Origin of the sequence: Streptomyces pimonensis, from assembly GCF_041380215.1 — a bacterium.
In the GTDB taxonomy this organism is placed as follows: domain Bacteria; phylum Actinomycetota; class Actinomycetes; order Streptomycetales; family Streptomycetaceae; genus Streptomyces; species Streptomyces pimonensis.
In genome coordinates this window covers 124,915-145,226 of sequence record NZ_JAHWZY010000003.1, presented here as the reverse complement: position 1 = coordinate 145,226, position 20,312 = coordinate 124,915, and the positions used below count along the sequence as shown (strand labels likewise).

At 73.8% G+C, this 20,312-nt stretch carries 19 protein-coding genes and 3 pseudogenes; 5 read left to right on the top strand and 17 right to left on the bottom strand.

The features are described 5' to 3' along the window. Positions 1-195: 195 nt before the first annotated feature. The 4 genes and pseudogenes from KYY02_RS04855 to KYY02_RS04840 form a co-directional block, all read right to left on the bottom strand. Entirely contained in the window at positions 196-1,707 is a 1,512-nt protein-coding gene (locus KYY02_RS04855; protein ID WP_371236158.1) for a hypothetical protein, read from the bottom strand. Between the two features lie 104 nt (positions 1,708-1,811). After that, the gene (locus KYY02_RS04850; RefSeq protein WP_371236157.1) at positions 1,812-2,153 is read right to left on the bottom strand and encodes a glycosyl hydrolase family 65 domain-containing protein; all 342 of its coding nucleotides are present in this window, start codon (positions 2,151-2,153) and stop codon (positions 1,812-1,814) included. A 95-nt stretch (positions 2,154-2,248) separates the two neighbouring features. Continuing rightward, a pseudogene (locus KYY02_RS04845) lies at positions 2,249-2,545 on the bottom strand (hypothetical protein); the annotation flags it as partial. Positions 2,546-2,668: 123 nt separating this feature from the next. After that, complete coding sequence (locus tag KYY02_RS04840; RefSeq protein ID WP_371236156.1) at positions 2,669-3,406, bottom strand: beta-phosphoglucomutase family hydrolase; 738 nt, start codon at positions 3,404-3,406, stop codon at positions 2,669-2,671. Positions 3,407-3,509: 103 nt separating this feature from the next. On the opposite strand from KYY02_RS04840, the gene KYY02_RS04835 reads away from it, so the two are divergent. Further along, positions 3,510-4,172 (top strand): nucleoside/nucleotide kinase family protein, encoded by a 663-nt coding sequence (locus tag KYY02_RS04835; protein ID WP_371236284.1) that lies wholly within the window; start codon positions 3,510-3,512, stop codon positions 4,170-4,172. Between the two features lie 43 nt (positions 4,173-4,215). Here KYY02_RS04835 and KYY02_RS04830 read toward each other — a convergent pair whose 3' ends face one another. Beyond that, positions 4,216-4,629 carry a DUF3662 domain-containing protein gene (locus KYY02_RS04830; RefSeq protein WP_371236155.1) on the bottom strand — a complete coding sequence of 138 codons (414 nt, stop codon included), beginning with the start codon at positions 4,627-4,629 and terminating at the stop codon, positions 4,216-4,218. Between the two features lie 50 nt (positions 4,630-4,679). After that, positions 4,680-4,841: a hypothetical protein gene (locus KYY02_RS04825; protein ID WP_371236154.1), complete on the bottom strand. Its 162-nt coding sequence runs from the start codon at positions 4,839-4,841 to the stop codon at positions 4,680-4,682. 376 nt (positions 4,842-5,217) lie between these two features. Between KYY02_RS04825 and KYY02_RS04820 the strand changes: the two genes are divergently transcribed. Further along, positions 5,218-7,614: a SpoIIE family protein phosphatase gene (locus KYY02_RS04820; protein WP_371236153.1), complete on the top strand. Its 2,397-nt coding sequence runs from the start codon at positions 5,218-5,220 to the stop codon at positions 7,612-7,614. 694 nt (positions 7,615-8,308) lie between these two features. On the opposite strand, the gene KYY02_RS04815 is transcribed toward KYY02_RS04820, so the two are convergent. Next, the gene (locus KYY02_RS04815; protein ID WP_371236152.1) at positions 8,309-9,139 is read right to left on the bottom strand and encodes an ATP-grasp domain-containing protein; all 831 of its coding nucleotides are present in this window, start codon (positions 9,137-9,139) and stop codon (positions 8,309-8,311) included. A 327-nt stretch (positions 9,140-9,466) separates the two neighbouring features. Between KYY02_RS04815 and KYY02_RS04810 the strand changes: the two genes are divergently transcribed. After that, a complete protein-coding gene (locus tag KYY02_RS04810) occupies positions 9,467-9,883 on the top strand; it encodes a Zn-ribbon domain-containing OB-fold protein (RefSeq protein WP_371236151.1) in 417 nt (138 codons plus the stop codon). Positions 9,884-9,911: 28 nt separating this feature from the next. Here KYY02_RS04810 and KYY02_RS04805 read toward each other — a convergent pair whose 3' ends face one another. The 3 genes from KYY02_RS04805 to KYY02_RS04795 form a co-directional block, all read right to left on the bottom strand. Beyond that, positions 9,912-10,292, bottom strand: coding sequence for a PPOX class F420-dependent oxidoreductase (locus tag KYY02_RS04805; protein ID WP_030821294.1), 381 nt, complete (start codon positions 10,290-10,292; stop codon positions 9,912-9,914). A gap of 174 nt (positions 10,293-10,466) precedes the next feature. Continuing rightward, complete coding sequence (locus KYY02_RS04800; RefSeq protein WP_371236283.1) at positions 10,467-11,198, bottom strand: class I SAM-dependent methyltransferase; 732 nt, start codon at positions 11,196-11,198, stop codon at positions 10,467-10,469. After that, complete coding sequence (locus KYY02_RS04795; protein ID WP_371236150.1) at positions 11,191-12,390, bottom strand: MalY/PatB family protein; 1,200 nt, start codon at positions 12,388-12,390, stop codon at positions 11,191-11,193. The genes KYY02_RS04800 and KYY02_RS04795 overlap by 8 nt, the downstream gene beginning before the upstream one ends. Positions 12,391-12,542: 152 nt before the next feature. On the opposite strand from KYY02_RS04795, the pseudogene KYY02_RS04790 reads away from it, so the two are divergent. Then, positions 12,543-12,821, top strand: a pseudogene (locus tag KYY02_RS04790) (chymotrypsin family serine protease); the annotation flags it as partial. Here the strand turns inward: KYY02_RS04790 and KYY02_RS04785 are convergent. The 7 genes and pseudogenes from KYY02_RS04785 to KYY02_RS04755 all read right to left on the bottom strand — a co-directional run bounded on the left by KYY02_RS04785 (position 12,787) and on the right by KYY02_RS04755 (position 18,090). Beyond that, complete coding sequence (locus KYY02_RS04785; RefSeq protein ID WP_371236149.1) at positions 12,787-12,996, bottom strand: hypothetical protein; 210 nt, start codon at positions 12,994-12,996, stop codon at positions 12,787-12,789. The pseudogene KYY02_RS04790 and the gene KYY02_RS04785 overlap by 35 nt on opposite strands. A gap of 354 nt (positions 12,997-13,350) precedes the next feature. Beyond that, positions 13,351-13,536 (bottom strand): hypothetical protein, encoded by a 186-nt coding sequence (locus KYY02_RS04780; RefSeq protein WP_371236148.1) that lies wholly within the window; start codon positions 13,534-13,536, stop codon positions 13,351-13,353. Between the two features lie 166 nt (positions 13,537-13,702). Continuing rightward, positions 13,703-14,398 carry a L,D-transpeptidase family protein gene (locus KYY02_RS04775; protein ID WP_371236147.1) on the bottom strand — a complete coding sequence of 232 codons (696 nt, stop codon included), beginning with the start codon at positions 14,396-14,398 and terminating at the stop codon, positions 13,703-13,705. A 126-nt stretch (positions 14,399-14,524) separates the two neighbouring features. Continuing rightward, positions 14,525-15,310: pseudogene (locus KYY02_RS04770) on the bottom strand (SDR family NAD(P)-dependent oxidoreductase). Between the two features lie 49 nt (positions 15,311-15,359). Further along, the gene (locus tag KYY02_RS04765; RefSeq protein ID WP_371236146.1) at positions 15,360-16,274 is read right to left on the bottom strand and encodes an SDR family oxidoreductase; all 915 of its coding nucleotides are present in this window, start codon (positions 16,272-16,274) and stop codon (positions 15,360-15,362) included. Positions 16,275-16,372: 98 nt separating this feature from the next. Further along, complete coding sequence (locus KYY02_RS04760; protein ID WP_371236145.1) at positions 16,373-17,002, bottom strand: MBL fold metallo-hydrolase; 630 nt, start codon at positions 17,000-17,002, stop codon at positions 16,373-16,375. Further along, positions 17,002-18,090 (bottom strand): S-(hydroxymethyl)mycothiol dehydrogenase, encoded by a 1,089-nt coding sequence (locus KYY02_RS04755; protein ID WP_371236144.1) that lies wholly within the window; start codon positions 18,088-18,090, stop codon positions 17,002-17,004. Before KYY02_RS04755 ends, KYY02_RS04760 begins: the two co-directional genes overlap by 1 nt. A gap of 141 nt (positions 18,091-18,231) precedes the next feature. On the opposite strand from KYY02_RS04755, the gene KYY02_RS04750 reads away from it, so the two are divergent. After that, positions 18,232-19,986: an ABC transporter ATP-binding protein gene (locus tag KYY02_RS04750; RefSeq protein ID WP_371236143.1), complete on the top strand. Its 1,755-nt coding sequence runs from the start codon at positions 18,232-18,234 to the stop codon at positions 19,984-19,986. The last annotated feature ends 326 nt before the right edge of the window (positions 19,987-20,312 follow it).

Genomic DNA, 20,312 nt, shown 5'->3' with positions numbered 1-20,312 from the left:
GTGCGCGAGGCGTCCCGGCGAGGTCGCGGGCGTGGTGGGCCCGCCCGGACGGAGGCGGGGCGACGGCCGGCCACGGCGCTGCCCCACCGGCCGGGACGACCGGAACCACGACCGGGACGACGCGGCGGGCGGGGTCCGGGCCCCGCCGGTCGCGAGGTCGTGCTCGACGGCGTCGCAAAGCGCGGTGCACCCCCGTCACCGGGCGCGCGGGACACCCGTCGCGCGGTCGGACCAGGGCGCCGGGGCGATACGGACCTGGAGGTCGCCGAGCCGGTGGACGGGCCAGGCTTCGGCGTACCCGGGCGGTGTGCCGCCGGGCCCGGTGAGGGTGGCGACCGGGATGCGCTCCGCGGTCCGCAGGATCTCCCCGGCCGTGGTGTTCTCGTTGTTCCCGGCGGTCGCGCCGGAGGAGCAGCCGGTGTAGTAGCCGATGGGGATCGCCTCGTGGCCGGTGATCAGACAGGGCGGGCGGACACCGAGCCGGTGCAGGCCGTCGGCCGTGCGGGCCCAGTCCCGGCGACTGTCGGTGTTGCGGTCCACCGTGTGCACGAGGACGGTCAGCTGCACCGTGAGATGACCGGCCAGCCCGAGTGCGACCAGGGCCCTGGCGGCCGGCCGCCACTTCCCTCGCGCTGCCGTGACCAGGTGCCACAGCGCGTCTGCGACCGGGATCGCGAGCAGGGCGTAGGCGGGCTGGAGGAAGCGGGGCGCCGCGTACTCGATCATGAACAGGTACGGCAGGGCGGCGGTCGTGGCACAGGCCAGCGGCACCGCGGTGCGCAGGGTGCGGCGGGCCCGTACCGCGACGATCAGCCCGAGGACGGCGAGCAGCGGCAGGACGAACCACCACAGGGTGATCACCGGGTGGGGCATCGAGCCCGTGCAGGGACGGCACAGGGCACGCCCGCCCAGGCTGCGCAGCTGGTCGTCGACGGCGATGTTCAGGCCGAGCCCGCCCTGGATGCGAGAGGCCTCGGCGAGCCGCTCCCGCAGGCCGCCGAACGCGGTGTACGCCTCGACCACCCAGGGGACTCCTCCCGCCAGCAGACCGCCGGCCAGGGCGGGCAGCGGCCGCCCTGGCCGGCCGGCCAGGGCGAGGACGAGGAGTGGGAGCGTCACCCAGACGGCGTCGGTGGGCCGCATCCAGGCCATGAGCGCGGCCCCCGCCACGACCCCCCACAGGGGACCGCCGGGCGAGGGGTCCGCGCGGTGGCGCAGGAAGCAGCCGACCGCGGTCAGCGCGCCGACGGCGACCCAGTAGTTGGGCATGGCCTGAGGGCCGTAGAAGAGCGTCACCCACAGGGAGGCGAAGAAGGCGCCGGCGGTGACCAGGACGCGGGTGGGGAACAGACCGCGCCAGGAGCGCAGGGCCAGGTGGAGGGCGAGGCCGGAGAGGAGGGCGAGGTAGACGCGCAGCAGGACGGTGGACTCGGACCAGGACGCGACGGGCGCCACCAGCAGGGACACGCCCCGGGAGCGGGGCGCGCTGAAGAAGGCGGCCGGGTGGTGGGAGGTGACCTGGCTGGTGTAGACGATCTCGTCCCAGCCCAGGCCCAGCACGGGCCGGACCAGGACGAGTTGGGCGAGGGTGAAGACGGCGGCCAGCACCGCGAGGGGGCGGGTGCCGCCGCGCCGTGACGGGCCCGGTCCGGTCCGCTGCTCGCGCCGCCGTGTGCCGGTGAGAAGGGCACCGGTGCCGTCGGTCATCGTCCGTCCCTCATTCCCGCGTGTCGTCGGGTCCCGGGGTCCACGGGCCCTGCGCTCCGAGGGACGGGTTCCGGGAAACCGGTGTTCCGGAGTTCTTCGACAACTTAACCCGCGTACGACGGGCTCGCAGGGCGGGCTGCGGCCCCCGCGCCGGAGGGCCGCCGCCGCTCAGCGCGGGCGCGGCCCCGGTGCAGGGGCTGCTCGGGCGCCGGGCGGGACCTGGGCACCGGAAGCGGACGCTCGACGGGGGCGCCCTCGCGCACGGTCGGCTCGGCGCCGTGGTGACGGACGGTCAGCGGCGCCCCGGACCGCAGCCTGTACGTGGCCCGGTCCGCGGTGACCTCCACGCGCGGGCGCCGGCCGAGGAACTGCAGGGTGGAGGCCGGACGGCGCAACCTCGACGGCAGCCGGGGGACGGACCGGAGGCTGCCGTCGTCCCGGCGCATGCCGCCGAATCCGGCGACCGGCGCCGTCCGGGTACCGGCCAGGGAGGCGATGTGCAGTCCGTCCCGGGTGCTGTGCTGCAGGTCCGCGAGGTCCGTCAGAGCGGCCTCGGCGGTGTGGGCGTGGGCCGGCCCGGGTCCAGGTGGCCGGTGCGGGCGGCGAGGACGGCCTGGACGCGGGCCGGCAGCGAGGAGTCCCGCACGGTCAGCGGCTCGTAGCAGGCGAAGTCGCGGACGATCTGCTCCTCGCCGGAGACCTCCTCGAAAAAGGCGGTGCAGGTGTGCGTCGCCGGCACCGGGTCCGCCTGTTCGACCACCTGTTCGCGGTAGAGGTCGAAGCAGGGGAAGTGCAGCATCAGCGGGTACGGGTCGGCGCGGGTGCGGGCGAGGTCCCGGCGCCGGCAGCGGGTGAAGCCCGTGTGCTGTTCGTGCGCGCCGAGTCCGTCGTCGCAGGGGGTCCGGGTCCAGGCTCCGTTCGCGCACCGTCCACGGCTCGACGTCGTACGCCCGCTGTGCGGTCACTCACCGCTCCCGAGTTCGGCCAGGTCCGTCACGACCCGGTCGGCGCCGTGCGCGTACAGGGCGTCGGCCCGGCCCACGCGGTCCACGCCGACGACGTATCCGAACTGCCCGGCGCGGCCCGCGTCCATGCCGGCCAGCGCGTCCTCGAACACGGCGGCCCGGGACGGCTCGACGCCGAGGTCCGCCGCGGCAGCGAGGAAGGTGTCGGGCTCCGGCTTCCCCGGCAGCCCGCGCTCGGCGGCGACCACGCCGTCGATCCGGACGTCGAAGAGGTCCTCGGCTCCGATCGACCGCAGTACGTCACGGCAGTTGGCACTGGAGGAGACGATCGCGGTGCGCAGTCCACGGGCGCGGACCGCGGCGAGGTAGCGCAGGGTCCCGTCGTAGGCCTCCACGCCGCCGGTGCGGATCCTCGCCAGCAGCAGCTCGTTCTTGCGGTTGCCGAGGCCGTGCACGGTGCGGGCGCCGGGCGGGTCGCCGGGGCCGCCCTCGGGCAGTTCGACGGAGCGGGAGGCAAGGAAGGCGCGGACGCCGTCGGCGCGCGGGCGGCCGTCGACGTACTCGTCGTAGTCGGCGTCGGTGAAAGGCCGGAAGGCCGCGCCGTCCCGTTCGCGGAGGAAGGCGTCGAACGTCTCCCTCCAGGCGGCCGCGTGGACGACGGCCGTCTTCGTGACCACCCCGTCGAGGTCGAGGAGGCAGGCGAGGACGCCAACGGGCAGACCCAGATCCGTCATGTCCGACATCGTTTCTCCGTACGGCGCCGAACAGTGAGCGGTGCGGGCCACATGGCGGCAGGACGCCTGCTTCCCGAGTGACACACTCTCCGGTGTGACACCTGTGGCACCGACCTTCGACGACCTCCTCCGTCGCGCCCGCGCCCTGCCGCGGGGCGGACGGCGTGCGATCCTCGGCATCGCGGGCAGCCCGGGTGCGGGCAAGTCCACGCTCGCGGAGCGGCTGGCACGGGAGCTGAACGGCACCGGGGAGCCGTGGGTGGCGCAGGTGCCGATGGACGGCTTCCACCTTGCCGACGCCGAACTGGACCGCCTCGGCCGCCGCGACCGCAAGGGCGCCCCGGACACCTTCGACGCGGCCGGGTACGCGGCGCTGCTGCGGCGGCTGCGCGAGGAGACGTACGACGACGTGGTGTACGCGCCCGGTTTCGAGCGGGTGCTGGAGCAGCCGGTGGCGGGCGCGCTCCCGGTGCCACCGACGGCCCGGCTGGTGGTGACGGAGGGCAACTACCTGCTGCTGGACACCGGCGCCTGGGCGCGGGTGCGGCCGCAGCTCGACGAGGTGTGGTTCTGCGTCCTGGACGAGGAGGAGCGGGTGCGGAGGCTGGTGGCCCGGCACGAGGAGTTCGGCAAGAGCCACGAGGAGGCGGTGGCGTGGGTGCTGCGCACGGACGAGCGCAACGCCGCGCTGGTGGCCGCGGCACGGGACCGGGCCGACCTCGTCGTACCGGAGTCCGCCCTGCCGGGCGCGGACACCGGGGCGTAGGGCGCGGCCCGGTGCCCTCACCCGCGGCCGGGGCGGCCGGGGCTCAGACCGGCCCCGGCCGTCCCACGCGCTGGAAGGCGTCCGCGCTCACGTGGGGCATCACGCTGCTCGCCACGCGGAAGCGGCCGTCGGGGACCTCTGCGGACCGACGGACGTGCACGGCGAGCGGGCCCGCCCACTCGTAGCCGTGGCGTGCCGCGTGCCGGGCCAGCCGGTCGGTGAGCGCCTGGCCCACGCGATCGCCGTGGCGGTTCAGTTCCTCGTGCACGGGTCCGGCGAGCTCCACGTCGTAGGCGTTGGGAACCATCACCCGGCCCGCCCGGCCCACCACGGCGTGGCTGTCGCACTCGCGCCGCAGGGCGTCGGCGAGTTCGGCCGGCTCCCGGCCGGACAGACGCGTCCGCAGCGCTTCCCACCGGTTCTCCAGGGCGTCTTCCAGCGCGCTCAGGGCGCTCATGCTTTCACCTGCTCGGAACGTGGTCGGGGCGGGGAGGACGGGCGGGTGGTCTAGCGTTCCTGGAAGTCGTCGGGCTTGACCTCGGCCTCCTCCAGTGCCTCGCGCATCGTGCGGCCGGTGCCGCCCTGATCGTGCGTCTCCTTGTCCTGCTGCTGCTCGACGATGGCGTCGGTGTCCCGGGTCTTCGGCCGGTTCTCCTCGGGGACGGTCATGTCCGGTGGCTCCTGGTGTGTCAGGGGGTTTCTGCTTCGCTGTACCGTCGGGTGCCCACCACCGGCGCGGATATCCCCGGTACAGCGGTCCGGTGCGCTCCGGCGAGCGGCCCGGCCGCCACGGTGGGTGGCTGTGTCGAACCCTCGTGGGAGACGAAGGAAGCGCACACGATCAAGCTCTGCTCGGCCGGGGTCGCCCGGCTCCAGTACATCGCCCGCAGCGTACGGGCGGTCACCCGGGCCCTGGCCGAGCCCGGCCGCTGCCCCCTGCTCCCGCCGACCGCGCACGCCCCGCCTCCTCGACTCGGACCGTGCGAGGATTCCGGACGAGCAGGCCGGTCAACGGCCGGGAGACGTGTGCGATGCTCATGACGTGATGAGGGAGCCCGTTGTCCCGGTGGGGTCCGGAGCCGCGCCGGACCCGATGGAACTGGCCAGGGTCGTCGCCCGGCAGCGTGCCGAGATGGACCGGCTGCGCGAGCAGGCCACGGCATCGGCCGTCGTGGAACGGGCCAAGGGCGTGGTGATGGTGCTGGACGGGTGCTCCGCCGGCGCCGCCGGCGAGATCCTGCTCCAGCGTGCCGGGGCGGCCCGCCGCACCCTTCTGGAGGAGTGCTGGATCACTCTGGGGGAACTGACGCCCGCCCCGCCCGGCGGGCCGCCCGCACGGCCTGGCGAGGCCGCCGTGGACGCGGTGGCCGGCCTTCCCGGGACCGACCCGCCGGTGATGCCCTCGCCCCCCGACGACGTCGCCGACGCCCTCAGCCGCCTCGCCCGGGTCCTGGTGCGCACCGGCACCCCCCAGGAGCTGGCCCGGTGCCTGCTGGACCACCTCGGGCCTGACCTGGCCGCGGACTCGGTCATGATCTACGCCCGTCGCTCCGGCGGTGGCCTCGAACTGCTCGGGCACGCCGGCATCGACGAACGGCTGGCCGCCCGGTGGCGTCGGGTGTCCCCCACCAGCGGGGTCGCCGCGCTGGACGCGCTCGAGGCCGGTGAGCCTCTCTGGCTGGAGGACTGCGCCGAGGACAGCGCGCGGCACCTGCTGATCGGCGAATCGCCCGGCCGATGGCGGTCCCGCGCCTGGCTGCCGGTGCCCGGCGGGGGCGCCCCCGAGGTCTGCGTCGGTGTGCTGCGCGGGCGCTCCGGTCCCTTCACCCCGCGCGACCGCGCCCATCTGCGCGGAGCGGTCCTGCTCTGCGCCGGCCGGCTGCGTACGTTCACGGCCCTGTCCGGGCCCCCGGCCGACCCGCTCCCGGACTCCGTAAGGGCGCTCCTCGCGGCGCTGCCGGTCGCGGCGATGCTGCTGACCCCGCTGCGCGACTCCTCCGGCGGGACCGAGGACTTCCGGGTCGACGCCGTGACGGCGCAGGCCACCGCCGTCCTGGGCGGCACCGGGGGCGATCCGGCCGGACGGCGGCTGCGGGAGGTGTGGCCCGGCCTGGCGGACACACCGGTGTGGCAGGGCTGTCTGGACACCCTGGCCGGCGGGGATACGTACGAGAGCGAGCCGTTCGCCCACCAGGAGGTGGTGAACGGCGCCGCCGAGCTGGCGATGTACTCCGTACGGGTGACTCGACCCGGGGACGCGCTGGTCGTCACCTGGATCCGGCACGCCTCCTGCGACCGGCGGGAACAGCGGCTCGCCGACCTGCAGCGGCTGGGCAACCTCGGCTGGGCCAACTGGAACCTGGCCACGTCCGAGGCATCATGGTCGTCGCAGGTCTTCGCGATCCTCGGCCGCGACCCGGCGGACGGACCCGTCCGGCTGGCCGATCTCCCCGGACTCGCGGTGCCCGAGGACCGGTCCGCGCTGAGCCACGCCGTCGACATCCTGATCCACAAGGGGCTTCCGTCGGACACCCCGTTCCGGGTCCGCGGCACGCGCGGGGTCCGGCATCTGCGGCTCGCCGCCGAGGCGGTGGCCGACCTGCACGGCACGCCCGTCGAGGTGCACGGCTTCGTGCAGGATCTGACCGCACGGCGGCGGGCCGAGCTCGCCCTGGTGGAGACCGAGCGGGCCATCCTCACCCAGCACGACGTGCTCCAGGCCGAGCGGTCCCTGGTCGCCCGGCTGCAGAACGCCCTGCTGCCGTTGCCCGAGCGGGCGGTCGACCTGGCCGGACTGCGCGTCGAGGTCGCCTACCTCCCCGCCCAGGTCGGCATACACGTCGGCGGCGACTGGTTCAGCGCCATCGAGCTGCCCGACGGCGACGCCCTGTTCGTCGTCGGCGACGTCGCCGGGCACGGGATCGGCGCCGTGGCCACCATGGCCCAGCTGCGGTTCACCGCCAAGGGCATGGTCATCACCGGCTCCTCGCTGACCGGCGCGCTCGCCCGGCTCAACACCCTGCTGCTGCACTCCCGCGACAGCCACGCCACCGCGACCATGGTGCTCGCCCGCTACCGGCCGGCGGACCGGCGCCTGGTCTGGGCGCAGGCGGGACACACCCCGCCCCTGATGCTGCGCGACGGCGAGGTGACGTATCTGCGCCGGCCCGGCGGCATGCTGCTCGGCGGGGCCACCGCACCGCGTTTCGAGGAGGCCGAGTGCCGTCTCGAACCGGGCGACCGGGTGCTGCTGTACACCGACGGCCTGGTGGAGCGGCCCCCGGAGAACATCGACGTGGGCCTCGCGCGTCTCGCCGAGGCCGTGGCGGCCCGCCCCGGCGACGCGGCCGGGTCCCTGGGGACGCTGCTGGAGGCGATGCTGGAGGACGAGCGCCGCGACGACGTGTGCGTGCTGGACATCCGGGTCCCTAAGGAGCGATAGCCGCCGGGCCGGCCACCCGGTCGACCGGTGCGGGCCTCCGGCGTGAGACGGGTGTCGCCGCCGTGGAAGGCCGGTCCTGTCGCCCCGGACGCCGTACCGGAGCCAAGAAGGGGCGACGACGGAGAGGCCGGCGGCGTAGCGGCCGTCGGCGGCACCGGACCGGTGGACGTCCGGGACGCGCAGCAGCCGCTCCTGGAATTCGGGCGCCCGGGGACCCGAGCCGCTCTCCCGCAGGAGCCCCTGCTCGGCGGGGGGCGGCAGACAGGGCCGGGGAAGAGCGGTCGTGGACGGACGCGAGGCGGGGGCCGCGCGGTCGTCGGCGTCGTGTCCCGTGAGCAGGAGCGCGCCGCCGAAACCGGCCACCGCGGTGGCGGCCACGGCGAGGGCGGTGCGGCGGATCCCTGAGGTGTGGCGGGCGGCGGGGACGGGCGGGATCCCTGGCTCCGGCCCTCGGCCCGTGCGGCGGCCGGGGCGGCGGCACCGACTCGCACCCGCTCCCCTCCTCCCGCTCGCACTCCCGGAACAGCTCCGCGAGCGCGTCGGTGCGGCGCGGACGCAGGACGTGGACGAGTTCGGGGGCGGTCCGCCATGCGGCCGTCCCGGTCCGGGCGGTGCCGTCACGTCGCTCTCCCTCCGTGCCGCGAAGGAGCCGATCCGCCCGCACGGAGGGATACGCGGCGAGGGGGCCGCGGGTTCAGGCGGCGTGGAGGAAACGGCGCAGGGACATCGTCAGGGCGGACACGAACGCCTCCCGGCCGGTGTCGTCGAGGGCGTCGAGGGACAGATAGGGGTTGAGGTCCTCCAGTTCGACCAGCAGCAGTTCGCCGCCCGGCGCACGGCAGGCGTCGACGCGCTGGATGCCGTGGTCGAGGGTGTTCCAGTCGACGAAGTCCCGGGCGAAGTCCAGGTCGTCCGGGCCTGGTTCGTACGGCTCCAGCTGCCAGCGTCGCCCGGCGTGCGGGGCGTACAGGGCGTACTGGAAGTCGTGGTCGACGAAGTAGAAGGAGACCTCGTAGGCGAAGTCGATGTGCGGCTGCACCAGGACGTCCCCGTCGGCGAGTCCTCGCACCTCGTCCGCGGGGACGACGCGCAGGCCGATGGAGTCGGCGCCGAGCCTGGGCTTGACCACGTACCGTTCCGTCGTGGGCAGCCGGTGCAGGTCCTCCGGCCGGTCGACGGTGGGGATCACCGGACGGCCGGCGGCGGTCAGGTCGAGCAGGTACTGCTTGCCGGCCATGTCGCCCCGGCCGGTGAGCGGGTTGTAGACCGGTGTTCCGGTCGCGGCGGCACGCTCGCGGAAGGCCTCGTAGGCGTCCGGGTACTCCAGTACGGGACCGCTGTTGCGGACCACGACGGCGTCGAAGCCGTCCATCAGGGCGACGGCGTCCCGCGGATGGCACAGGGCGAGGTCGATGTGCTCGCACAGCCGGGAGGTGAGGAAGACGTCCTCGTCGCCGTAGCGGCGTCCGCGGGCCGGGTAGGCCAGGTCGGTGACGTACAGGACGCGTGGGCGGGCGGGCGGCATACGGGCTCCTCGGGACGGCGGTGGCCCGATCATAGGAACGGCCCTGCGGAGAGGGGCGTGACGGTACCGGGTTCCGTGGCCGATGTGCACCGAGTGCCACCAGTGACCTCCCGCTGCTACGTTCCGTGCATGAGCTCCGGCAAGGCGGTCCCCCGAGGCGGGTGACCCGGCGCGGACGCTCGCCCACCCGCGAGGGTACGGAGTGCCTTTACTGGTGGCACTGAGTGCCATACCCTGTGGCCGTGCACGGTGGCAGGACGCACCGGCACATGCGTGCGGAGTGACCGCGCACGCGGGATTCCGGCCGAGTGCAGGGAGTTGACCAGCGTGTACCACCACTCAGGAAGCGTCGCACAGCAGACAGCCGGCTCCGTGACGGGCATCCTCGACCCCCGGGGCAAGGACCGCGTGCAGGCCATGCTCTTCCAGCGCTGCACCTGGTGCGGCACCGCCATGTACCGCCGGCTGCTCTGTCCGGTCTGCCAGGGCAGCGACCTGCGCACGGAGCGCAGCGAGGGCCTCGGGACGGTCCGCCACTCCACGGTGCTGCACCGCAACACCCCGGCGGCCCGCAGTGTGTCGCTGATCGAGATGGCCGAGGGGTTCGTGGTGCGTGGCCGGGTCATCGGGCCGCCCATCGGCATCCACGGCGGCGACCGGGTACGGCTGTCGACGGCCGAGGACCCGGTGCGGGGCGAGCCGGTCTTCCAACTGGTGGACGAGCCCTTCCGGGCCTGGACCTGACGGACCGCCGGGCGGACCGGCACGCGGCTCAGAGGGTGATGCGGATCCCGACCGTGCCGTCCGTTCCCCGGCGCAGCCGGCTGCCCAGGAGGGTCAGCCGTCCCAGGACGCCGTACTTGCGGGCGAGCAGCTTGCGGTAACGGGCCGTGGTCGCCGGGTCGCAGACCTCCGCGGTGGCGGGGACCTGGTCGCCGGTCGGGTTGCCACGCACGTCGCAGGGCCCGACGAGGACGTCGGCGCGGGCGCGGATCCGCTTCACCTTCCACGAGTCGGCGACGGTCCACACCCCGAGCGCGTCACCATCCCGCACCACCCACACCGGCGTGGCGACGGGCGTGCCGTTCTTGCGGTAGCTGGTGACCAACAGGTACTTCCCCGCCCCGAGCCGGTCCCTCAACGCGTCGTCCATGCGGGGAAGTCTAAGCAGCTCCGGCGGATTCCGCTGTGGTTCGGCAGTTCCCTGAAGGGGTGCGGGACCGTACCGACGTGCGGCTGCCGCCGCGTGGGAGCGACCGGCCACGAAGGCGCCACGGACGCCTGAGCGCTCCGCCGACGGCACATCGCTGTGCCCCCGGCGAAGCGCTCAGACGTCCGGACGCCGGGCGACGAAGACGAGCTCCCGGCCCGGGCGGTCAGGGGCGTCCCGCACCTCGTCCACCGCGAAGCCGTGCCCGGCCAGGTCCGCCTCGACCTCCTCCCGCCCACGGAAGCGCAGCGTCGAGTCCGACGTCAGCACCGCCCCGTCCGCGGCGAACACGTAGACGGTGCGGAACGTCACCAGCGGGCCGTCCACCGCGGTCACCCGGTGCCGGCTCTCGACCGTGCCGACACCGGGTACGTCCGCCCTGGTGTACGACTCCTCACGGGTCCACCCCTCCCAGGCCCGCCGGGCCGGATCGCGGGTCTCGAACACCAGGCGTCCCCCGGGCCGCAGTGCCGTGCGGGCGCCCCGCAGGGTGCCGTGCCAGACGCCGGGACCGACGACGGCCTGGGCGACGTTCGCCGTCATGGTCACCAGATCGACCCGCAGCGGTGGCAGCGCCGTCGCGTCGCCCTCGATCCAGCGGACCCGTGCGCCGCCCGGCTTGCCCCGCGCCACGTCGAGGGACGCCCCCGCGGGGTCGACGCCGACCACCTCGATCCCCCGGTCGGCCAGGAGCAGGGCGAACACCCCCGTTCCGCAGCCGATGTCCAGCACCCGCCGGGCACCGAACTCCTCCGCCATGCCGAGGTACGCGCCGAGATCGCCGCGGTCGGGGTCGAGCGGGTCGTAGACCGCGGCGAGCCGCGGGTGGCCGTAGCACTCGTCAGACACGGACACCGCCCGCACGCTCCACGGCGTCCGCCATCCGCCGCACCGCCTCCTCGAGCACTTCGGGCGAGGCGGCGAGGTTCAGCCGGACGTGACCTGCTCCTCCCGTACCGAAGGGCAGGCCGGAGTTGAGGGCCACCCGGCCGTGCCGGAGGAAGGTCTGGGCGGGGTCGTCACCGAGACCGAGGGCGCGGCAGTCCAGCCAGGCGAGGTAGGTGGCGTCGCCCGGCCGGTAGCGGATCGCCGGCAGTCGCTCGGCCAGGAGGTCCGCGAGCAGCCGGCGGTTGGTGTCCAGACCGGTGAGCAGGGCGTCCAGCCACCCGGTTCCCTCGCGCAGGGCGGCGGTGTGGGCGAGGACGCCGACATGGCTCGCGCCGTGACCGGCCTCCTCGGGCATCCGCGCCAGGTCCCCGGCGGCCTCGGGCCCCGCGACGGCGAGGGCCGCCTTAAGCCCGGCCAGGTTCCACGCCTTCGACGCCGACATCAGCGACAGGCCGCGCCCGCCGCCCGGCACGCTCAGGTACGGCACGAAGCGTGCGTCGCCGACAACCAGCGGGGCGTGGATCTCGTCGGCGACGACACGTACGCCGTACCGCTCGGCGAGAGCGGCGACGGCGGACAGCTCGTCGGCGGTGTGCACGGTGCCGGTGGGGTTGTGCGGGCTGCACAGCAGGTAGGCGGCCCGCCGCCGGCCGGCCGTCACCCGCCGGAAGGTGGCCTCCAGGACGTCGGGGTCGATCCGCCCGTCCGCACCCAGCGGAGCCTCGGCCACCCGGCGGTCCATGTGCCCGACGAAATCGTGGAACGGCGGGTACACCGGTGTGTTCACCACCACCGCGTCCCCGTACCCGGTGACCAGTTTCAGCATCTCGACCACGCCCAGCATGACGTCGGGCACGATCGCGGTGCGCTCCACGGCGAGCCCGTCCCAGTCCCACCGCTTGCCCGCGAAGGCGGCCAGCGCCTCCGCGTAGGCGGTACCGACGGGATAGCCGGTGTCGCCGAGCTCCATCGCCTCGGTGACTGCGCGGACGACCGGTTCGGCCAGGAGCACGTCCATCTCGGCCACCCACAGAGGCAGTACGTCCTCGGGGTGGGTGCGCCACTTCATGCTGGTGCGGCGGCGCAGACGGTCCAGGTCGAGGGCGCGCAGCGGATTCGGTTCACCGGACGTCTCGTGCGGGATCCTGGTCATGAGCACACGATAGGCGGCCGTGGCGCGCGTGGACACCGGGACGGCGGGGCGCCGGCCGCCTTCCGCCGGGCGGGACCGCGCCCGGACTGAACGCGCCGGGTCACGGACCCGTATGGGAGGAGGGCGTTCGACCCAGGGGGCCCTCGCGGCGGCCCATCCTGTTGACGGCCGGCCGCTGTTCGGCCGGGTTCAACGTGACCGACCGGGAGCGGGACTTCATCCTCACGGCCGGGCACCGCGGGCCCGACGGGCCGGTGTGGTCCGCCGACGACCGGGGCGAGCAGGAGGTCGGGACCACGGTCGGCGGAAGCTTCCCCGGGGACGACTACTCGCTGATCGAGTACGCCGGCGAGGGCGTCGGCGTGGTGGCCGTCGGTGGCGGCAGGGGCGTACGGATCACGGGGGTGGCGGATCCGGCGGTGGGCGCCCGTCCGTCGCCTCCCGGCCCATGCGGGTGCCGCCGCCGAACACCCACCACAGGGCGGGTCCGGTGACGCCGATCCCCGCCCAGGCCAGGGTGCCCGGACGGTCACCGAGGAGGAGGACGCCGCACAGGACGGACAGCGCGACGCCCGTGACGGCGCTCACCGGCACGACCACGCTCATCACGCCATGACTCAGGCCACGGTTGAGGAAGCGCATGGCGGTGGCGCTGCCGACACCGGACAGGGCGCCCCAGAGGAGATCGGAGCCGACGAGGGCGTCGGCGGGCAGGAGGAGAGCGGCGCCTGTGGCGAGCAGCAGGCCGCCGAGCTGGCCGAGGAAGGTGACGGCCGTATGCGGGACGCGGCGGGACAGCAGTCCGCCGGCGGTGGGGGCACCTCCCTGCTCGAGCGAAGCCGAGAGCCTGGGGGACGACGATGCCGTAGCAGAGGGCCGAGGTCAGTGCGAGAAGGGCACCCGTTCAGCGACAGGCACCCAGCCGACGGGATCGCGATCCCGGGGCCGCCCGGCGGTCGCTCAGGCGGCTCCGGCCGACTGAGGGAGGGCCGAGGCCCACTCCTGGACCAGACGTCGGTATTCCTCGCGCTGTTCGACGCTGAGTGTCCCGCCCGACCGGAGCCACAGGGCCCGGATCTCCTCGTTGACCTCGTCAGCCGATCGCTCGGAGAGGGGTTCAACAGTGGTGGACATGCCGTGAAGCATACGGGGCCGGACGTGAAGACGCTGTGAGTAAACGCACGCCCGTGGGGCATTTCGGTCAGTGGCGCTGATCACGTCCATCTACCAAGGAACGTGGGCGAGTTCACACCCCGATCGCGGGGACGCGTCCGCGATGCGAGGCGCCCGGCGGTCCGGGCGCCCGCGGCGATCAGGTGCCCGGCTTGCGGCCGTACACGTAGACGTCGTCGCCGTTCCTCAGCAGCGACCAGTACTTCTTGGCGGTGGCCTTCGTCATGTTGACGCAGCCGTGGGAGCCGGGCGGGTTCCACATGCTGACGCCGGCCGAGTGGAAGGCCTGACCGCCGTCGAAGAACTGGCTGTAGGGCATCGGCACGTCGTAGATGGTCGAGACGTGGTCGATGTTGCGCCAGTAGATCTTCTTCAGGCCGGTACGGGTCTCGTACCCGTTGCGGCCCGTGCGGACCGGGACGGGTCCGTAGACCAACTTCTTGCCGTCCTGGATCCAGCTGAGCTGGAGCGTGAGGTCCACGCAGGCGATACGCCCCTTGTTCTTGGGACATTTGCCTGATTTGTTCGGGTTTTTCCCAACGGCCTTCTGCTTGTTCATCAGGTTCATCACGCCCCAGGTCACGGGACCGGCGTACCCGATGTTCGGCGTGATGCCGTGCTTGGTCTGGAAGGAACGGATGGCCTTGCAGTCGGCGGAGGACTGCTTCCCGTCGACCGGACGGCCGAGGAACTTCTCCACCTTCTTCTGGTGCGGGCCCGTCGAGGTGGTGCAGCTCGCGGCCTGCGCCGGTGTCGCACCGAGCGCGAGTGCGAGCGGAGCCACCAGCGAGGTGACCCCGAGGACGACGGCGCCCCGTCTACGCATGTCCCCCATGTTCCCTTCCGCCTTTCCCCAGAGGTGAGCGCTTGGCGTGCGCACTCTGTCAGATAGACGATCCGGCGGAGGAATCGGTTGTACGGCCGAACGGTGGCATTCGGCGGGCGGGGTCGCGACGACCGGCTACCGCGGCGGGGTCTCGCCCGGCGCCTGCCGGAACTCCGAGTTGACCGCCGTGATGGCGCCGACGACGGCGAGGGCGGTGCCGGTGATCCACGCCGCGTCACGGGAGGCGAGGCGGGCGACGGCGGCCGCGATGTCCCCGGGCTCGCCGATCCGGCCCAACGGGTGGAGACGCCGGTCCGCTTCGAGCGCCACGCCCCGGCCCGCCCGGGCACGGGCGCGCACGGTCCCCGGCGCGACGAGGTCGCCCCGGACCCCCGCGGGGCCCCGGGGTGCCCGGCGAGGGTGCGGGCGAGGGAGACCAGGCCGTCTTGGCCGCGCTGTAGGCGTGGTTGCCGGAGTCCTGGAGGCCTCTGACGGAGCCGACGTTCACGATCCCGCTCCGGTCGGAGTCGGCGCGGCAGCAGCGGTACGCGCCGGTGAGGGTGACGTCGAGGTCCTCCGTGGCCCACTCGTCGTCCGGCTCGTCCTCGAAGCGGGGCGCGTCCGCTGTGCGGTGGGCGGCGTTGTCGACCAGTACGTCGAGCGACCCGAAGGTGTGCACGGCATGTGCGGCGGCCGCCTCGACCGAGGTCCGGTCGGTCACGTCACAGCCGAAGGCGCCGGCGCCGAACCCCCGCTCCCGCAGCACCGCCGCCGTCCGCTCCGCCTCGTCGGGGGCCACGTCGGCCGCCAGGACCCGCGCCCCCTCCCGGCGAACCACGCGGCGGTGGCGGCTCCGATGCCGCGCGCCGCCCCGGTGACGAGCACCCCGTACCCCGCGAACCGCCTCGTGTCCGTCGTCATGGGACGAAGGTGGCCACCGGGACGACTGCGGCGGCAGGGGCGGACGGGATCAACGGTAGCCGGTCACGTCGGCCGGCCTGCCCGCGTCCTGGACCTCTACGAGGTAGCGCCAGGCATCCGGACGGCTGCCGTCGAGGTCGGTGAATCCGTACTCCCGGGCGAGGCCGCCGCTGGAGAGGGAGGTGCCGTTGAAGCGGGCCGCGTCCGGGTCTGCGGCGAGGGCGGCGACGGCCCGGCCGGCATAGCGCGGGGTCTCCGAGATCGCGAAGTGGGGGACGTCGTCGAGGGCGTCGCGCCAGTTGTCCTCGCGCACGCCGAAGTGGTCGAGCATGATCTCCGAGCGCAGCCAGCCCGGGGTGAGGGCCACGGCCGTGGCGCCGCGCGGGCCGAGTTCATGGCCGAGGGCGAACGCCATGCGCAGGACGGAGGCCTTGGCGAGGTCGTAGAAGAAGGAGACGCGGTAGTGGTCGCGGTTGTAGTCGGCGGTGCCGTCGGTGACCTCGACGACCAGTCCGCCGGGGTGGCTCAGCAGCAGGGGCAGCGCGTGGTGACTGGTGACGGCGTGGGTCTCGACGGCGAGGCGGAGCAGACGCAGGCCCTTGTCCAGGTCGTGCTCCCAGAGGGGAGCGTCCCACTCGAAGAGGGTCTCGCCGCCCCAGATGTCGTTGACCAGGACGTCCAGGCGGCCCTGTTCGCCGGCGATGCGGTCGACCAGTGCCTTCACCTGCCCCGGCTCCAGGTGGTCGGTCGGCACCGCGATCCCCCGGCCGCCCGCCTCGGAGACCAGGTCTGCGGTGTCCTCGATGGTCTCGGGACGGTCGTACTCGGAACGGCGGGCGCGGGTGGTGCGGCCCGTGACGTAGACGGTCGCGCCCGCCGCTCCCAGTTCCACGGCGATGCCCCGCCCGGCGCCCCGGGTCGCCCCGGCCACCAGCGCGACCCTGCCCTTGAGCTGCTCCGACATGTACGGCCTCCCGTCAACGGCTCTCTGCTGTCGCTTCGAGCGTGACGGGTAAGCCGGACATCTTCTGTCACCTTTTCGCGCCGGTCGCCCGGGACAGCTCAGTGGCCCCGCGCGATCCATTCCTCCAGGTGCGGGGCCTCCGCGCCGATGGTGGTGGGGTCACCGTGACCGGTGAGGACCGTCGTCTCGGGCGGGAGGGTGAGCAACCGGTCCCGGATCGAGTCGATGATCGTCGGGAAGTGGCTGAAGGAGCGGCCGGTGGCGCCGGGACCGCCCTGGAAGAGGGTGTCGCCGGTGAACACCGTCGCCAGGCCCGGGTCGTGGAGGCAGACCGCGCCCGGCGCGTGCCCGGGGGTGTGCAGCACGGTGAGGTCGGCGCCGGCGGCCTCGATCACCTGGCCGTCGACCAGCCAGGAGTCGGGGTCGCGGTCGGGGTGGGTCTGCTTCCACAGCTGCAGGTCGTCGGGGTGCAGCCAGATGGTGGCGCCGGTGCGGTCGGCGAGGGCGGGGGCGGCGTCGATGTGGTCGTTGTGGGCGTGGGTGCACACGATGGCCGTCAGGCGCCGGTCCCCCACCGCCTCGGCGATGGCATCGGCGTCGTGGGCCGCGTCGATCACGATCACCTCGTGGTCGTCGCCGACGATCCACACGTTGTTGTCGACGTCCCAGGTACCGCCGTCGAGACTGAACTGCCCCGAGGTGACGAGTCGTTCGATGCGGGCGGCCATCACAGCACCACCACCGAACGCAGCACGTCGCCGCGGTGCATCCGCTCGAAGGCCTTCTCCACCTCATCCAGCTGGATGGTCTCGGTGACGAACGCGCCCAGGTCCAGGCGGCCCTGGAGATGGAGGTCGATCAGCATCGGGAAGTCCCGGGAGGGCAGGCAGTCGCCGTACCAGGAGGACTTCAGGGAGCCGCCGCGGCCGAAGACGTCGAGGAGCGGCAGTTCGATCTTCATCTCCGGGGTGGGCACGCCGACCAGGACGACCGTGCCGGCCAGGTCACGGGCGTAGAAGGCCTGCCGGTAGGTCTCGGGGCGGCCGACGGCCTCGATGACGACGTCGGCGCCGAACCCGCCGGTGAGTTCGCGGATCGCCTCGACGGGGTCGGTCCCGCGCGAGTTGACGGTGTGGGTGGCGCCCATGGAGCGGGCGGTCTCGAGCTTGCGGTCGTCGATGTCGACGGCGATGATCTTCGCCGCTCCGGCCAACCGGGACCCGGCGACCGCCGCGTCCCCGACGCCGCCGCAGCCGATGACGGCGACCGAGTCGCCCCGGCCGACGTTCCCGGTGTTGATCGCGGCGCCGATCCCGGCCATCACCCCACAGCCGAGCAGCCCGGCGACCTTCGCGGAGACGGCGGGGTCCACCTTGGTGCACTGTCCGGCGGCGACGAGGGTCTTCTCGGCGAAGGCTCCGATGCCCAGGGCCGGGGAGAGCTCCTGACCGGTGGAGGCGAGGGTCATCTTCTGCTTCGCGTTGTGGGTGTCGAAGCAGTACCAGGGGCGTCCGCGCAGACAGGCCCGGCACTTCCCGCACACCGCACGCCAGTTGAGGATCACGAAGTCACCGGGTGCGACCTCGGTGACGCCGTCGCCGACCGACTCGACCACGCCCGCGGCCTCGTGCCCGAGCAGGAACGGGAAGTCGTCGCTGATCCCGCCCTGTTTGTAGTGCAGGTCGGTGTGGCACACCCCGCAGGCCTGCACCCGGACGACCGCCTCGCCGGGGCCGGGATCGGGCACGACGATCGTCTCGATCCGTACCGGCTCGTCCTTGCCGGGTGCGATCACGCCGCGTACTTCCTGCGCCATGCTGTTGGCTCCTTACATCGGCCCGTGTCCGTCCCCCCGACCCTACGCGGGAATGATCTCGCCCGCCGCCCGCCGCCCGCCGTCAGCGGGAGTGTCCCCGCGACGTAGCCTGGACCTCCGACCGACGCCGAGGGGGGCGACGTGAGCATCGCGGCAGAGGAGTCCGGCCCGCCCGCCTGGCGGCTGCTCCTCGGATACGTACGACCGCACCGGTGGGCGCTGCTGGGCGGTGCCGTGCTGTCCCTGATGACCGGGGCGACGGGGCTGATGCTGCCGCTGGTGGCCCGGGACCTGATCGGTGACCTCTCGGACGACCGGGCGATCACCGGCGCTCTGCTGCTGATGTCGGCGCTCGTGGTCGCCAACGCCGTGCTGGGGGCGCTGGGTTCGTACGTGCTGCGGCGGACCGCCGAGTCGGTGGTGCTCGGGGCGCGGCGCTCGCTGTCGTCGTATCTGCTGCGGCTGCGCGTCACCGCCGTCGACCGCAGTGAGCCGGGCGACCTGATGGCCCGCATCACCTCCGACACCACCCTGCTGCGTGAGGTGACCACGGACTCGCTGGTGGGTCTCGGCACGGGCGGGCTGACACTGATCGCGACCGTGGCGCTGATGGGATTCGTGGACCCGGTGCTGCTGGGGGTCACTCTGGGCGTGATCGCGCTCGCCGGCACGGTGCTGGGCGTGATCGTGCCGCACATCAACCGGGCCTCCCGGCAGGCGCAGGACGCGGTCGGCGTGATGGGCGCCTCGCTGGAGCGGGTACTCGGCGCGCTGCGCACGATCAAGGCGTCCGGTGCCGAGCCGCGGGAGGAGCGCACGCTGCACGAGGCCGCGCAGGAGTCGTGGCGGCAGAGCGTGCGCGCCGCCAAGTGGTCGGCCGCGGCGGGCAACACGGCCGGGCTCGCGATGCAGGTCGCGTTCATCACGGTGCTCGCGGTGGGCGGCGCGCGGGTGGCGACCGACGCCATCGACATCGGGACGCTGGTGGCGTTCCTGCTGTTCGTGTTCTATCTGATGGCGCCGATCCAGCAGGTCGTCGGCGCGCTCACGCAGTACCAGACGGGCAGCGCCGCCCTCGCCCGGATCCAGGAGGCGCTGCGGCTTCCCGCCGAGCCTGCCGCCGGGCCCGCGCCGTTGCCCGTGTCCGGCGCCGAACCCGCCGCGCTCGCCTTCGAGGACGTCCGCTTCCGGTACGCCGACGACCTGCCGTACGTCCACCACGGGGTGACGTTCACCGTGCCGGCGCGGGGCATGACGGCGTTCGTCGGTCCGTCCGGAGCGGGCAAGACCACCGTCTTCTCCCTCATCGAGCGGTTCTACGAGCCCGACTCCGGCGTGATCACGCTGGACGGCCGGAACCTGGCCGACTGGGAGCTGCCGCGGCTGCGGGCCTCGATCGGGTACGTCGAGCAGGACGCGCCGGTGCTGTCGGGCTCCCTGCGGGACAACCTGTTGCTGGGCAACCCCGAGACGGACGGCGACACCCTGACGCGGGTGCTGAGGACGACCCGGCTCGACGGACTGGTGTCCCGGCTGCCGGACGGGCTCGACACCCTCGTCGGGCATCGCGGCACCAAGCTGTCCGGTGGTGAGCGGCAGCGGGTCGCCATAGCCCGCGCCCTGCTGCGCCGCCCCCGGCTGCTGCTGCTCGACGAGGCGACCTCGCAGCTCGACGCGGTGAACGAGGCGGCACTGCGGGACACCGTCGCCGACGTGGCGCGCACGACGACGGTGCTGGTCGTCGCGCACCGGCTGTCCACGGTGACGGCGGCCGACCGGATCGTGGTGATGGACGCGGGCCGGGTACGGGCCGTCGGCACGCACCGGGAGCTGGTGACCGCCGATCCGCTGTACGCCGAGCTGGCCGCCACGCAGTTCCTCGCGACGGCCGAGTGAGCGGCGCGGGGCCCTGTTTGCCGTGCCCGCGGGCCGGCGGCGTCCGCGTCGCCCGCCGCGTCCGGCCCCGGCGCTGCGCCGAGTCCGAGGAGCCCGCGTCGCGTCAGCTCCGTACCGGGCACGGCGTCCCGGAGAGGGTCCCGAGAGAGCTCGGCGCCGTACGGGTGGGTGTTCAAGCCCTCGGGGGGGTCGGCCGGTCAGACATGGGGGCACTCCCGGTGCGACATGCTCGCGCGTGCGTGGTGGGCGGTCGCGCGTGCGGTACGCCGAAGGGGACGCACGACAGCACACTGACGGACAAATCGTCGCACACCCCGCCCGACCGG